This is a genomic window from Zooshikella sp. RANM57 (genome assembly GCF_050749885.1).
Classification (GTDB): domain Bacteria; phylum Pseudomonadota; class Gammaproteobacteria; order Pseudomonadales; family Zooshikellaceae; genus Zooshikella.
This window is the reverse complement of record NZ_JBOIUB010000008.1, coordinates 99,218-114,478: the sequence shown is the minus strand read 5'-3', so window position 1 is coordinate 114,478 and position 15,261 is coordinate 99,218. Positions and strand designations below refer to the sequence as shown.

General features: G+C 39.1%; 14 protein-coding genes. 11 read left to right on the top strand and 3 right to left on the bottom strand.

The window, feature by feature from the left end; genetic code table 11:
- Positions 1-71 precede the first annotated feature (71 nt).
- From ACQ96U_RS17200 to ACQ96U_RS17170, 7 genes are all read left to right on the top strand, one after another.
- Complete coding sequence (locus tag ACQ96U_RS17200) at positions 72-1,106, top strand: LysM peptidoglycan-binding domain-containing protein (RefSeq protein ID WP_431722496.1); 1,035 nt, start codon at positions 72-74, stop codon at positions 1,104-1,106.
- Positions 1,107-1,303: 197 nt separating this feature from the next.
- On the top strand, positions 1,304-2,461 hold the full coding sequence (dprA, locus tag ACQ96U_RS17195; RefSeq protein ID WP_431722495.1) for a DNA-processing protein DprA: 1,158 nt from the start codon (positions 1,304-1,306) through the stop codon (positions 2,459-2,461).
- 142 nt (positions 2,462-2,603) lie between these two features.
- The gene (gene purE / locus ACQ96U_RS17190; protein ID WP_431722494.1) at positions 2,604-3,113 is read left to right on the top strand and encodes a 5-(carboxyamino)imidazole ribonucleotide mutase; all 510 of its coding nucleotides are present in this window, start codon (positions 2,604-2,606) and stop codon (positions 3,111-3,113) included.
- The gene (locus tag ACQ96U_RS17185; protein WP_431722493.1) at positions 3,110-3,664 is read left to right on the top strand and encodes a Sua5/YciO/YrdC/YwlC family protein; all 555 of its coding nucleotides are present in this window, start codon (positions 3,110-3,112) and stop codon (positions 3,662-3,664) included. The genes purE and ACQ96U_RS17185 overlap by 4 nt, the downstream gene beginning before the upstream one ends.
- A gap of 192 nt (positions 3,665-3,856) precedes the next feature.
- The gene (hemF, locus tag ACQ96U_RS17180; RefSeq protein ID WP_431722492.1) at positions 3,857-4,765 is read left to right on the top strand and encodes an oxygen-dependent coproporphyrinogen oxidase; all 909 of its coding nucleotides are present in this window, start codon (positions 3,857-3,859) and stop codon (positions 4,763-4,765) included.
- A gap of 9 nt (positions 4,766-4,774) precedes the next feature.
- On the top strand, positions 4,775-5,635 hold the full coding sequence (gene aroE, locus ACQ96U_RS17175) for a shikimate dehydrogenase (protein WP_431722491.1): 861 nt from the start codon (positions 4,775-4,777) through the stop codon (positions 5,633-5,635).
- 107 nt (positions 5,636-5,742) lie between these two features.
- Positions 5,743-6,306, top strand: coding sequence for an Lrp/AsnC ligand binding domain-containing protein (locus ACQ96U_RS17170; protein WP_431722490.1), 564 nt, complete (start codon positions 5,743-5,745; stop codon positions 6,304-6,306).
- A gap of 149 nt (positions 6,307-6,455) precedes the next feature.
- Here ACQ96U_RS17170 and ACQ96U_RS17165 read toward each other — a convergent pair whose 3' ends face one another.
- Positions 6,456-6,827, bottom strand: coding sequence for a VOC family protein (locus ACQ96U_RS17165; protein ID WP_431722489.1), 372 nt, complete (start codon positions 6,825-6,827; stop codon positions 6,456-6,458).
- Between the two features lie 497 nt (positions 6,828-7,324).
- On the opposite strand from ACQ96U_RS17165, the gene ACQ96U_RS17160 reads away from it, so the two are divergent.
- The 3 genes from ACQ96U_RS17160 to ACQ96U_RS17150 all read left to right on the top strand — a co-directional run bounded on the left by ACQ96U_RS17160 (position 7,325) and on the right by ACQ96U_RS17150 (position 10,092).
- Complete coding sequence (locus ACQ96U_RS17160; protein ID WP_431722488.1) at positions 7,325-7,966, top strand: hypothetical protein; 642 nt, start codon at positions 7,325-7,327, stop codon at positions 7,964-7,966.
- A 251-nt stretch (positions 7,967-8,217) separates the two neighbouring features.
- The gene (locus ACQ96U_RS17155; RefSeq protein ID WP_431722487.1) at positions 8,218-8,496 is read left to right on the top strand and encodes a DUF503 family protein; all 279 of its coding nucleotides are present in this window, start codon (positions 8,218-8,220) and stop codon (positions 8,494-8,496) included.
- A gap of 171 nt (positions 8,497-8,667) precedes the next feature.
- Positions 8,668-10,092, top strand: a complete 1,425-nt coding sequence (locus ACQ96U_RS17150) for a glycoside hydrolase family 1 protein (protein WP_431722486.1) — start codon at positions 8,668-8,670, stop codon at positions 10,090-10,092.
- A gap of 149 nt (positions 10,093-10,241) precedes the next feature.
- Here ACQ96U_RS17150 and ACQ96U_RS17145 read toward each other — a convergent pair whose 3' ends face one another.
- Both ACQ96U_RS17145 and ACQ96U_RS17140 read right to left on the bottom strand, forming a co-directional pair.
- Positions 10,242-12,518 (bottom strand): pyridoxal-dependent decarboxylase, encoded by a 2,277-nt coding sequence (locus ACQ96U_RS17145; RefSeq protein WP_431722485.1) that lies wholly within the window; start codon positions 12,516-12,518, stop codon positions 10,242-10,244.
- Between the two features lie 639 nt (positions 12,519-13,157).
- Positions 13,158-14,210, bottom strand: a complete 1,053-nt coding sequence (locus tag ACQ96U_RS17140; RefSeq protein WP_431722484.1) for a hypothetical protein — start codon at positions 14,208-14,210, stop codon at positions 13,158-13,160.
- Positions 14,211-14,475: 265 nt separating this feature from the next.
- On the opposite strand from ACQ96U_RS17140, the gene ACQ96U_RS17135 reads away from it, so the two are divergent.
- A complete protein-coding gene (locus tag ACQ96U_RS17135) occupies positions 14,476-15,228 on the top strand; it encodes a substrate-binding periplasmic protein (protein ID WP_431722483.1) in 753 nt (250 codons plus the stop codon).
- Positions 15,229-15,261 lie beyond the last annotated feature (33 nt).

The following is a 15,261-nucleotide window of genomic DNA, read 5'->3' as shown; positions in this document are numbered from 1 at the left end:
GGGGAGTCCACTCCATCGTTTTATCAGCCTTAATTGTAAACACTATAACCAATAAGTTAGGGGCCTTCACCATGAGGAAAGTGCTGCTTGGGATAGTATTATCCTGTTTGTTCAGCTTTTCAGCCTTTGGGGCGACAGATGATGTAGTGAAGTCAGGGCATCCGCAGTCCTATACAGTGAAACGCGGTGATACCCTTTGGGATATTGCAAGCATGTTTTTAAGTAAGCCATGGATGTGGCCTGAAATATGGCATGTTAATCCTGAAATTAAAAATCCACATAAAATCTACCCTGGCGATGTGATTAGCTTAGTTTATGTTGATGGTAAACCACAACTGATGCTGGGTAAACGCGGCGCTGGAGGACGTACCATTCGTCTGTCACCTAAAGTTCGCTCTACGCCGATTGATACGGCAATACCTTCTATTCCTCTGAATGCAATTAGCAGCTTTTTAAAGCGGAGTCGAATAATTGATAATACCGATGGTGTTTCAAAAGCACCTTATGTGATTGCCAGTCGCCAAGAAAGAATTGTTACAGGGGCTGGTGATGTTATTTATGCGAGAGGTCAGTTTCCTGAAGAAGCACAAGCCATGGGGGTTTTCCGTAAAGGAAAAGATTATATCGATCCCAAAACAAAAGAATACTTAGGCACGGTTGTTCATGATATTGGTGTAGCAAAAATAAAGTCTGTTTCTGGTGATGTAGGCACTGTTTCTATTATGGAAAGTAACCAGGAAATCAGAGTGGGTGATCGTTTGCTAGAGACCGAAGAAACAGCGGTACAACCTACATTTTATCCCTCTGCTCCTAAGCAAACTGTTGAAGGAGAAATACTAAGTGTTATCGGTGGTGTTACTCAAATTGGCCAGTTTGATAATGTACTGATTAACCTTGGCGGCCGAAATGGTATGGTTTCTGGAACAGTTTTATCAATAAATAGAGTGACCGTCGTTAAAGATACGCTGGCTAAGCAAAAAGTGCAGTTACCACCAGAGCATGTTGGTACACTGATGGTGTATAAAGCCTTTGATAAAATGAGTTACGGCATTGTGCTAAAAGCATTACAACCTATTAATACAGGTGATATGGTTGCTAATCCCTAGAAGTGTTTAAATAAAGCAGTTTATGTGTAAAGGGGGACGTAAGTCCTCCTTTTTTGTGTGAGTTACTTTGGAAGACGTTTTAATTAAACAGATGTTGTCTAATTTGTTTGTTGAAGTTTAATTATCAGGCTTATTATATACCTCATAGTGATGGGTATATTGGTATGTAAAGGATAATGACGAGGGTTAATAGATATATGCCATATCAGCAATATGAATGGACTGCCATTGCACCATGGTTGACATTATTCTTAGTGCCTGGCATTGGACCACGTCGTTTTTACCAGCTGTTGGAAAAAATGGGTACACCTGAAAATGTATTAGCCGCGAACCCTAGCTCCCTGACAGGTTTGCCAAAAGAATCAGTTGAAGGATTAAGACAATTACAAAAGCATTCTGGTGAAATCTATTCAGCGATTCAGCAGCAACTTGAAGACACTTATCTTTGGTTTGAGAAACCTCATCACTATATTATTCCCTTCCAGACGAGTTTATATCCTAAGTTACTTCAAGAGTTGGTCGATGCTCCACCACTTCTTTTTGTTAATGGGCAGTTAGAATTTTTATCACTTAAGCAAATAGCTGTTGTTGGCAGTCGAAACCCAAGTAATCAGGGACAGGAAAATGCCTATTCATTTGCGGCAGAGTTATCCAGCCGAGGATATGTAGTAACCAGTGGCCTGGCTTATGGAGTGGATGCAGCAGCACACCAAGGTGCATTAGCCAGCGGTGGAGCGACAATTGCTGTTCTAGGCACAGGACTGGATGTTGTTTACCCCGCTCGTCATAAAGCGTTAGCTGAGCGTATCAGTGAACGTGGCGCTTTGATTAGTGATTTCCCACTGTCAACAAAGCCTCAATCCAGTAACTTTCCTCGTCGGAATCGGCTCATTAGTGGTTTAAGCACGGGTGTATTGGTTGTCGAAGCAACATTGAATAGTGGCTCATTGATTACTGCTCGGCTAGCAGCAGAACAAGGGCGAGATGTTTTTGCTATACCAGGATCTATTCACAACCCATTAAGTAAAGGCTGCCATGAGCTTATTCGGCAAGGCGCCAAACTGGTTGATCAAGTCGATCATATTGTGGAAGAGGTGAGACGCCAAACACCACCTAATGTCCAGCACATTGACTTTGAAAATAATGAAGCGTCAGCAAAAACATTTGAGCCAGAACTCAATGCTGAACAACAAAGTGTTATGGAGGCTTTGGAAGATACCACCTGCCATATTGACCAGATTGTGTTAAGAACAACACTTAATGTTCAGCAAGTTGCTGATGCATTATTGCATTTAGAGTTATCTGGATTTATTGAAAGTGTGCCTGGCGGTTATCGTAAACGCATGAAGTCTTAGCGTGCTCACTAACTGATTAAGGATGAGGTTGACTTAGGATATATTGAGGCTAAATACGTTTTAGACAGGGATAGCTTGCCAGATAAAATGTGACAGGATAACTTACGCACCGTCGAGACTAACGCATTGAGGGAGTGTAATTATGGCAAAGCCATTTGTGGCGATTCTTATGGGTTCGGACTCAGACTTTCCAAAAGTTGAGGCTGCTCTGAATGTTCTGGAAAAGTTTGATATTCCTGTTGAAGTAAGAGTTCACTCTGCACATAGAACCCCAGATGCAACACATCACTATGTCAAAGATGCTGATCAGCGTGGCTGTGCAGTTTTCATCGCATGTGCTGGTATGGCTGCTCATCTAGCTGGTGTAGTTGCTTCTCTCACCATTAAACCAGTCATTGGTGTACCAATTGATGCGGGTCCATTGGATGGAATGGATGCGCTTCTTTCTACAGCTCAAATGCCGGGTGGTATTCCCGTTGCAACAGTTGCCATTGGTAAAGCGGGCGCCAAAAATGCGGGCTATCTGGCTTTGCAAATTATTGCATTGCAAGACGCTGAGTTACAAAAAGCGTTACTTGAAGAACGTCAAAACAATGCTGCTGAAGTGCTAGAAAAAAACCAGGCTCTACAAGAGAAGTTAAAGGCAAGATGATGAAAAGCCTGAGTATTAAACAGGCTGCATCTGCGTTAATGATGGGGGAGGTGATAGCCTACCCCACAGAAGCAGTATGGGGGCTTGGTTGTGACCCATGGCAAGAAGAAGCTGTTCACCAAGTATTGAAGATAAAAGAACGACCTATTCATAAAGGTTTAATTATTGTTGCGGCTAACCTGAAGCAGGTTGCACCACTGATAGACCCTTTATCGACCCAGCAACAAGAAACCCTTCAATCTTCATGGCCAGGTCATATTACCTGGTTAATTCCTGATCCAAACAACTGGCTTCCAAGTTGGATCAAAGGTGATTTTACCACAGTTGCTGTACGTGTAAGTGCTCACCCTATTGTTAACCAGTTATGCTTAGAGTTTGGCAAACCAATTGTTTCAACCTCTGCAAATAAAGCGGGTGAACTACCCTTGGATGCGCAAGGCATGCAGCGTTTAGGTGCAAGTTTGGGGGGAATAGTGAGTGGTTCCTTAGGGGATCAGCTAAAACCTTCAGTGATAAAAGATTTGGCATCAGGAAATGTTGTTCGCCAGTAATACACACAACATAAGTTATGTGATCAATGCTAAATATATTCGTGTGTAACAATTCTGCTAGATCTGCTTACTCGTCATGTTTTAACGTATTTCAAACTTTCTCTTATCCTTTACATCAAAAGGCTGATTGTTCAAAAGTTAACTGTTCAATAGCCACAACATTGATTGAGCAAATAATACAGGTAATACGTTGTGAACCAACCCGATATCGCTGCAGTAAAAGATTATTTGCTAGCACTTCAAGATAAAATTTGTGAACAGCTAGCTGAAATTGATGGACGTGCTGAATTTATTGAAGAAAGCTGGGAGCGGGAAGCAGGAGGTGGAGGTCGGACACGCGTTATTACTGATGGAGCCGTTTTTGAAAAAGGGGGCGTTAATTTTTCTCATGTCTATGGAGAAGGACTGCCGCCTTCAGCAACAGCTCACCGCCCAGAATTAGCGGGAAGATCATTTCAAGCGCTAGGGGTGTCTTTAGTGATTCATCCTAATAATCCTTTGGTTCCCACCTCTCATGCTAATGTTCGATTTTTTATTGCAGAAAAACCTGGTGCAGATCCGGTCTGGTGGTTTGGGGGTGGCTTTGATTTAACGCCTTACTATGGGTTTGATGAAGATTGTAAACACTGGCATCAAGTGGCGTATGATTTATGCCAGCCTTTTGGTGATAATGTTTATGCAGACTATAAGCAGTGGTGTGATGATTATTTTTTCTTAAAGCATCGGAATGAGCCAAGGGGTATCGGTGGATTGTTTTTTGATGACCTCAATGCCTGGGGTTTTGAACGTTGCTTTGCGTTTATGAAAGCAGTTGGTGACGGGTATTTAGAAGCATACCTTCCAATTGTAGCTAAACGGAAGTTAATGCCATTTACTGAACAGCAGCGAAACTTTCAGCTTTACCGCCGTGGCCGTTATGTTGAGTTCAATCTGATCTATGATCGAGGCACATTATTTGGTTTGCAATCTGGTGGTCGAACAGAGTCAATCCTTATGTCATTACCGCCATTAGTAAAATGGGATTACAATTGGCAGCCTGAACCTGATACACCAGAAGCAGCTTTATATGAGCGATACTTGAAAAAGCAGGAATGGATTTAGGTGATAGATATGACAACGGTTGAACAAAAAAAACAATATGGTGTATTTGGAAATCCTATCAACCATAGTAAATCACCCACTATTCATACATTGTTTGCTAAACAAACGCAGCAGCAACTGCAGTATGATGCCTTCTGTATTGAAATAGATCAGTTTAATTCAGCAGTAGGTGAGTTTTTTACCAATAATGGTGGCGGGCTGAATGTAACGGTTCCTTTCAAAGAGGCTGCATTTAAGCTAGCAGATAACTTAACGGATCGGGCATCACAAGCAGGTGCAGTTAATACGTTATGGCAAGACCAGCAAGGACGTCTATGGGGAGATAACACCGATGGCGTAGGTCTGGTCAGAGATATACAGCAAAATCATCACTATGCTTTGCAAGATAAACGTATTTTAGTGATTGGGGCTGGTGGTGCTGTGCGAGGGGTAATGGCGCCATTGCTTGAAACGGATCCTCAAAGCATCACTATCGCTAATCGTACACATGAGAAAGCAGAACAGCTTGCCTGTTTATTCCAAGCGTTTGGTCGAGTGACTGCGCAAAAGCTTTCTTCTTTGGCATCCCTTGTAGAAAGCGATGGCCCTTTTGATTTGGTCATTAATGGTACAGCAGCCAGTTTGGCGGGAGAACTTCCCCCTTTACCTAAATCACTGATCGGTCCTAATACGTTGACATATGACATGATGTATGGGCCGACGTTGACAGTGTTTAACCAGTGGGCAAAAGATGTTGGTGGTAACATGCAGCTTGATGGGTTAGGTATGTTGGTTGAGCAGGCTGCGGAGTCTTTTTATTGCTGGCGGGGGATCAGGCCTGATACTCAATCTGTCATTCGCCAACTGCTCTGTGAGATGCAAGGCACTTGATGCTTAACAAGGTAATGCAATCGAATATTGTTAACATAACGTTATGTATGTTGAATTTAATAAAACACGCTTTCCTTTAAACAATTAACAGGTGGCAGGAGTTCATCGTGAGCACAAAACTGGGTTTTTTTATATTAGTCGATGCGGGCGATAATGATGTCCACAAAATTCGTGAAGAATTATTACAAATAGATGAAGTTGTTCTTGTCCACTGTTTGATTGGTCCTGATGATTTGATTTGTTATGGAGAGGCAGACTCTTTAGCGGCTTTGAAAGAGATTGTAACGTTTAAATTAGCACATTTAATTGAAGATAAATTCAACCCTATTTCGCATACTCAAACCTCACTTTCACTTGAATATTTTGGTGAGCAATTAACAGCAGAAAAGCATGGCCATCCAACCAATACTGCAGCTTGGATTCTTGCTGATATTAATATTAGTGGTGCAATCAACATCAGTGAGCGTTTACTTAGTAAACACCCTGAAATAAAAAGTGCTCATGCCTTATTAGGCAGTCATGATACGTTATTTTATGTAGAGGCTGAGGATTTAGACCGCTTAATGGAAGTCATCGACGATGGTGTACGGATATTAAGAGGGATTGGTAATGAAGGTAAATCAGTTAAAGCACTATCTCGTACTGATACACGATTAGTTCTGATGAAGTAATTTGCTACTTGTCAGAAGGATGTAGCAAAATTCCTGACATCATAAGATTTTGCTACATCTTTTAGATTATTTAAGTCTAGTAACAGCACCTTTTTCTAAGGGTATTATTTATAACGATTACTGACCTTTCTCGTTAAGCAATTCCGTTTTTATTCCAGCAGCTTAAACACTTCGATGATGTGACCATCAGGATCAAGCACGAAAGCACTATAACTAAGTCGGTTTGAACTACTCTCCTGTTGGCGGCTTTCCGGTTCGCCATGACTGACCCCACCTGCATTGATTGCAGCAACATAAAATTCATCAACCTGCTGTTGGGACTCAGCTTTGAAAGCAAGTGCTAAATGGGGTCGTGTAATTGTACTTTGTTGGATCCAAAGCATAGGTTGATTATGTTTACCTATGGCTGTCCAATTCTGTAGATACTGTACCGTTGAGAAACCAAGGGGAGCAAGTGCTGTAAGATAAAACAGTTTGCTTTTTTCTATGTTACCCACGTTCAGAGAGATATGATCAATCATAGAGTATGAAAGCCAAGTATTTAGTTATTTAATCAGTGTTCATTAAAACAATGTAATAAGCTGACTAAAGTGATTTAATCTGCAAGTGTATAATTTTAATAACATAAGTGTAATATCTTATTAAGATTAGAGTAGTCAATATTGATACGCTAGTCACAACAATATGGCTAATAAATCAAAAGAAATTTGGGAAGCTTGTATAAATTTAAAAGATTGCGGCAACTCACAATCTTTCTGTTCGACTAATTGTGATAGTGTTACCAACAGATAAAGTGGACTGAGTAAAGTACTTGAGCTTTTGCTCTGTGTGACGCAATCAATGTAATATGGATGTGTGTAGCCTGTAACACTGTAAATCAAGAGTACAAGGTAAGGCATGCTTAAAGAAGCGTTTACGCAGGTCCATTATGAACGAAACATATTCATACAACAGTATGCGTATGAATAAATAGTTTATGAGTCTTCATAATTAAAAGGAATGTTAGACGAGTGACAACATGAGTAAATATGTAACGTGGTACCTGGGAGTTGTTTTATTTTTAGGGCAGGCCTTTCCGAGCTATGCGGATGACGATTGTTTGATTATCCCAGGCAAACAAGTTGGCAATATTAAGCTTGGTGAGTCACTCACGAGTGTGCGTGATCATGTTGGAAAAAATAATATGCTGGTGGAAGAAATACCACTGGATGAAGATAAACACCTAAAGCATGTTACTGTTTATCCTGAAGATGAAGAAAAGCAATTAGTGCTTCAACTGGATGAAAATGAAAGGGTTGAGGCGATTATTATTGATCGAGTGACTGAAGATGAAGTGCCTTGTTACCATAACAAAGAAGGTATTGTGATAGGCATGACGCTACATGATATTGAAAAAATGAATGGGAAGCCTTTCAAGCTTACCGGTTTTGATTGGGATTTTCAGGGGACTGTCAGTTCGTGGGAAAATGGTAATCTTGAAAATGTTATGCGTGGCTTAGCCGTTCGTTTACTTCCTGGGGCAGATGATAAGTATAATGAAATCATTGGTGAAGAAATTTTTATGTCGAGTCACCCTGAAATGCAACAAGTAAACCCAACTGTTAGCCATATAGAAGTGTATAAGTATAAAGCAAAGAAACAAACACAAGTATCAAATTAATTATCTACTGAAGTATTTAGGTGAGTTTGCTTTATTTAAGGAATCAATAGTACAAGGAAAGTACTCTGATTATATAGCTCACATCCTTCCATCATAATTTAGAGAATCGCTTTAAAAAGCGAGTTTTTACTCTTTTCCTTTCCTTAGTATTAGAAGATGATTAGTCATTATTTAATAATATATTGTGAGCATTTTATAACTATACCTTTTTCTCATTATGGATGAATATTAATATTTTGAAGGTATAAATTATGCATATAAGGTTAATAGTATTCAGTCTTCAATTACCAGGTTGTCGATCTCTCAAAGAGAAACGTCAACGTATGATTGGTTTTAAAGACAAATTTGGAAAGCTAGCGAATGTCGCAGTGACTGAGTCAAATTATCATGACTCCCATGATCTGGCTGAATGGAGTATTGTTATTATCGCAAAAGATAAGCAGACTATACATCGAATAGAGTCTCAGGTCGAAAATGGGCTAACGTGTATGGATGTTGTTATTACAGATGTCAAAAGTGACTGGATATAAGTGAGCAATAAAGAAACTATTCCCATAAAGAACTCTAGAGAAGATCTCTCACCATATATAAGTACAGTGGTATAAGATCTTTTATAAATTTGTTATGTGCGATGGGATAGCTGACAGTATGCTGATACACTGGTACTACATAAGTGGTGTTATCTTTGTCAGGAGTACTGCATGTTAAATCCAAAGTCACGGCAATTAACCCCTCACTTTTTATGGGGAGCATCCACCTCAGCTTATCAAGTTGAAGGCGCTTGGAATGAAGGTGGGAAAGGACCTTCAGTTATCGACTTGGCAAATCATACCGAAGGTGTCACTGACTTTAAGGTTTGCAGTGATCATTATCATCATTATAAAGAAGATGTTAAATTATTTGCAGAGTTAGGCCTGAAAACATATCGTTTTTCTATTGCATGGACAAGGATATTTCCTAATGGACGGGGTGAAATTAACAAGGAAGGAATAGCATTTTACGATAGCTTAATTAATGAATTATTGAGTTATGGAATAGAGCCTTTTGTAACACTTTATCACTTCGACTTACCTCAAGCGCTAGCAGAGCAAGGTGGCTGGGGAAATCGAGAAACAATAGAAGCCTTCGTTGAGTATGCGCAGACAGTCTTTAGCCATTTTGGTGATAGAGTAAAATACTGGCTGACCATCAATGAGCAAAATATGATGATTCTTCATGGCAATGCTCTGGGAACACAAGATACCTCGTTAGCCGACCCCATGAAAGCGCTTTATCAAGAAAATCATCATATGTTATTAGCACAAGCGCGTGTTATTAAACTCTGTCGACAAGTTTTACCTAACGCTAAAATAGGGCCAGCCCCAAATATTGTATCCATCTATCCTGCATCCTCTCATCCTGAGGATATACTTGCTGCAAATAATTACTATGCAATACGAAATTGGTTATATCTGGATATGGCTGTCTTTGGGCGATATAACACCACTGCTTGGCACTTTTTAAAATGTAGAGGTTGGACACCTAAAATTGAAACAGGTGATATGGAAATACTGGCTAATGCAATGCCTGATTTTATCGCATTTAACTACTATACCTCACAAACAGTCGCACGTAGCTCAGGAAATGAAACTGAAAAAGGTCATACTGGGGACCAGCATTTAACAGTAGGCGAGTCTGGTTTTTATACTGCCAGTCGAAATAATCATTTACAAGTTAATGAATTCGGTTGGGAAGTTGATCCTATTGGCTTCAGGACGACTCTCAGGGAAATATACGACCGCTATCAACTTCCCTTGGTTATTACTGAAAACGGTTTAGGTGCTTTTGATAAGTTGGTTACAGATGATCAGGGTAACCCAACTGTTGAGGACAATTATCGTATAGACTTCTTACGCTTGCATATTGAGCAGATGCTGTTAGCAATTGAGGAAGGGGTCGAAGTATTTGGTTTTTGCCCATGGTCCGCAATAGACTTAGTCAGTACTCATCAAGGTTGCAGTAAGCGTTATGGTTTTATTTACGTAAATCGTGACGAGTTTGATCTCAAGGATTTAGCACGGTATCGTAAAAAAAGTTTTTACTGGTATCAAAACCTAATTAGTACTAATGCAAAAGCGCTTATTTAATTTTTTGTAGACGGTTATAACCAGTTTGTACATCATTAATACATAGTTGATTTTTTTAAAATCAACACTTTTTCAGTATAAAAAGGTTCAAGTTAGCAGTAAGTATAATTAATAAATAAGCGGCCAATTAAATTGGCCGCGTTGAATTTTTACTGTTTACAGAGTTGATTAACCTCATTTCTAAGTTTAGGTATAAATATTTCCGTAAAGAAATTGAAAAGTCCTTTATCATTTTGTTCGTGGGTATAAATGGCCCATGGATCAAGGATTACAGAACGTATACATGGAATTGAATCTACTTGCTCTGGGTTTGCAAAAAGACGTTCCCCCAAAGCATTCATGAATTCGTTTCCATAATCATCTCGATTAAATGTTGTCATGGACACGAATATTTGATCAGGGTTAACAGGCTCTCCAGGAGGAACACTGAGTTGTTCAAACAAGTCATTATTGAGTTGTAATGTACGTTCAGGGGAGCGATTGTTCTTGTCTACAAAAACATAATCCACAATGTTCTGGTCTCCAGAAATACTGCGTAGAAATGTGTTTATTTCTTTGTGATTTAGTAGATCCTGTTTAGGGAGTTTACGTTTCCAAAGTGCTTCTGTGATTGCTTGGCGTTGAATGACTTGTTCTTCTGTTAGGGGATTAAGTAAAACAAGCTCAAAAAGATCTTTAGGGTAAGCTAAATCTAGAGTGGCCAAATAAAGATAAAACAGTTTTGAATTCAACATGCTTTGATTGATAATGTTCCCGTAACCACGCTTATCTGGTCGAATGGTTTGATGACTTAAATAAACGGCTGTGGCTGCTGCCCCAGGTTTTGATCCCTCTATACCTGATTCACCTATATTTCGAGTATTAATCCCTTCGCTACCACCTTCAGAGCTGATATACGGAGCACTGAAACTCAACAAATTAATTATTTTCTCATTACGATAGGTTAGGCTGCCTGCTGGGTAGGGGATATAGCCCATTTTATGAGGGTCGATGGTTGCACTATCACATTGATGGATATGTGACATGCTCTCAAAGACTGAACCTCTGAACCATGAGTCACTGTTATCAAATAAATGTTCTTGAGCGCGCTTACCTTGTTGCGGAGGTTCTCCCATTTCAAATGGATTACGTATACAGGCAAGGAAATAACCCCCCCAAGCAGCATCTGTATGAATGCTGTATTCAAAGGGATCGGCTTGTTTCCGATAATTTTCACGAATAGCAATTAACTTTTCAACTGGATCAACGGCACCCTCTTCAGTTGAGCCAACGACAGCGACATTTATTACAATAGGTTTTTTATGTTGTTTACACGTATCTAAAACACTTTGTAGTAAGCTGGTTTTAACTTTGCCTTCAGCATCAACGTAAATGTTTAGTACGGCGTCATCCCCTATTACATTAATATCCGTCAGTTGAGTTTCGGTTAAACCTTTTTTACCGCTTCCCATACCTAGTAATGATGTAGATTTAACCCAAGAATAGTGTTTGGTTGAAGGCACAATAATCGCGGGGGATTTTATATTTTCTGCTGCAAGGTATTGTTGATTAAAAAAGGTCATGCCTTTCGCATTTAATGAGTAAGCATCACCTAGTGTTTGCCAAATAGTGGACTCTTCTGTGTTAAGCAATTCAGCCATTTTTGCTGGCAAGTTTAATGCCACATCTTGTTTTAAGTTTAACAGTTGCCAAGCACTGGCCTGATAGAGTAGTTGTCCATTAGGTAGTGTGAGTGAGTCACGTATGGTTGAGTACTGCTGACCATCTTCCATTGAGTATTTAATACCTAGTGGCATATACTTCAACTCTCGTGCAGCCCATACACTCTCAATATTCGCAACTGTCCCATCACATGTAATATGAGACCAGGCACGAGGTTCAACTGAATCACTATCATCATCTAGAGGCCGTACGTTAAAGCCGGCCATTTGAGAAATGTCATTAGCGGCGATGATTTCTAGTAAAGTGGTAGCTGGTGCTGCTTGTGGAGTGACATTATTTTGATTTTGCAGCATACCAGAGATATAGCCAATAATGGATGGCAGAGTAATATCCCAGGTCATATGACCTTGGTAACGGAGGCTGGAAAAAGGAACAGAATACTGTGTGAGGAGGTTAAGCAGCGCTTCACTTTTTTGCTCAACATTTTGCAAAGCTTGCATATAGGGTTCTGAAGCTTTGACGCTGTCAGTGATATAACCAGGATCTTCAGGAAATAGAGAACTGCGTCCTTCCAGAGTTAACTCTATAACGTTGCTGAGAATTTTTTTTACAACCTCACGGTTTTCACCTTTCGTGCCCATAAACCAGCCAGCAATAGCTTTATCATCAAGTAGAGGAGCGCTGACAAGCCCTTGCTTTAAATGAGACTTTACTTGGTGCAGAATTTCGCGTGAAATAAATTTCTTTGTTGAAGTCATTCCCATGACAGATCTCCAGTTATCTTATTTTGCAGTACTATGTGGATATTCACGATTGAGTGGGTGCTTCCGTTCTGCAACAAGCTCTGTTAATTTGATAGAACCCGCCCTGCTAGAGACAGTTGTTGCGAGTTGTAAATTTTATTCGAGGTTTATGAATTTTTAATAAAAAGAAGAGAAGGTAAGTTTTTGTTTCAAATTAAAGCTAAAGATAGCTGACGTTATGAATAGCCGCTATAACTAGGTATTATAGTTTAGTTAATCATCTTGAAAGATGGATAATATCAAGTTGTAACCAGCATTCATAAAAATATGATCGTTTAACTTCAAAGTGAATGATCAGTAAAGCAAGAGTAAAAGGTTCTTTTTAAGAAAATATTGTGTTTTTTAGACTATAATTTGTCAAAAAATATCTGAAGTTGAATCTACTAAGTAAAAAAAACAGTATTTTTTAGTGTTTTTCTTATTTTATATAATCTATTCGAAAGCCGCTTTAAGAGGAGGATATTCCTCTTTTTTCGCTCAAATTATTATGGGTTGTCATTTAATACACAGTGTTCAACAGGTATCAGAAGAAGTATGAAAAGTAAAAGTATGCTTCATAAGTTATCTATTAAACACTGTGTAACTTTTTGAGGCTGTTAATTATCTAGGAAAAACATGAGAAAAACGACGAGGTAACGAAACTCGCCTAAAAATATTGACGGGAAGAGTGACGCTTGAGTTTAATGCTTGATCTGTTACGGCTAACACGGCATATCGGCCTGTGCTTGCATACTGGTCATCCCATTCCCCACTTTTATCCCTAATTCCGCCTTTATAAGCAATACGTACTTGGGTGCGCTGATTATCACTCTGTACTTGGTCTATATTAACTTGGGAAGTCAAGCGATGAATATGATGGTCACTGCCGATATAGGAACATTGGAATCCAGTTAATCCTACGAATAACCGCTCTTTAGGCACGTTCTGTTGAATAAAGTGATTGGCTGTACTTGTTGCAGGCCCTTTATTAACATCTTGCACAGTTATAAAACCGTCTTCAACAGCATAAGTTCCAATTGGAAAGCGTAGTGACGAAAAGAGGACGGAACCACCATAGGGGTCATCCCAAAACCCTGAACTGTCACGAAGGCCAAGACGACATTGAACTGCATCAAATCGAGTGCCTAAAGCATCAACCGTTTGGTCATCGACATCGGCCATAATTTGAAGTACGTGATGGTCATTACGTTCAAAGCCAATATCGAATCCCTGAAGAAAGGTGACACCTGTCGCTGAAGGGTCATTTAACTGAAGAAAAGCAGTTTCAGAATTCGGCCCACCACCATGTTCGTACGAGAACCGTTGTGTACGTTCGAATACATCAACACGATTATCATCAAGGACTATGATACCTAATTGTACTGTTCCAGCATACTGGTCGTCCCATGATCCGCTAGAATCACGCATACCCACCGATAGACGAATAGGTACAGAACTTGTGAATGGACCAAAACCATCAAGCTCTGGTCGTATAAAGACACGAAGCAGGTGATGGTCAGCGTTAGTAAATCGAACGTCAAATGATTTAAGTACAATAACTACACGTGCGTTAGAATCAGGATTAGGTCGCGTAATATTGACATTTACAGGGATAGTTGTTGGACCACCTGAAACAGGTCCAACATTGATAGTATGTTCAAAGAAACTAAGCATAATAAAGTCTCCTTACTTTGTGTTAATAACTCAGTACATTAAAAAAACGCGTCTAAATGTATTTAGTTATATCCTAGTCAACTGAAAGCGAACAACAAAAAAACATTAAACATGGTATAGCTTAGCTGAGTAGCTATGTTAAGAATAATAGGCTGTAAAATAAGTTAATGATTCTTGAGTGAGTGCTATTTTATTAGAGTGAATTTTTTGTGACAGTATATTCTATACTGATTTTAACAAAGCATGATGGCGTTGAGAATTTATAATGAAGAGTCTAATAAACCTGCTTGTTTTGATAATTTCAGTTTGGTGTAGCCTTGTAAGTGCAGAAGAGCCAAAATTACGTATTGTGACGGCTGATGAACCCCCTTTCCAGTACCTGAATAGTGGTGAAGAAAGGGGCTATAGTATGGTTATTATGAAAGATGCACTAAAAAACTCAGGACTTGATAAAATAAGAATTGAATTTTTACCATGGGCCAGAGCTTATAACACAGCACTTAATGAAAAAAATATATTGTTTTTTTCTGTTTCAAAAACTAAAGCCAGAGAGAAGCTGTTTAATTGGTGTTGTAAAGTATTTAAAATGAAATACTATTTGTTTAAATTAAAGGAAAATAATGCAGTAAAAATAGCAAGTTTAGACGATGCGAAAAATTATCGTACATCTGTGTGGATACAAGATATCAAACACCAGTTTTTAATGGAAAAGGGGTTTACCAAATTTTATACGGTTAGGAATGACATCCAATCATTAAAGATGTTGCTTGCAAAACGTGTAGATATTATTCCTTTTAATATGTTATCGGTTAGATATTATATGAGTCAACTTAACCAAGATTATAGTTTGCTAGCAACTGCATTTGAACTCAAAGAAATGGAGACGAATACCTACTTTGTGTTTAGTAATAGCACGAATAAGGAGGTAGTTGAACAGTTTGTTAAAGGATTTAACCAGACAATAAATTCAGATATTTATTTAAATATTGAAACACTATATGATAAGAAAAATATCTAGTTTCAACATCTTCAAGTTAATATAATACACAGC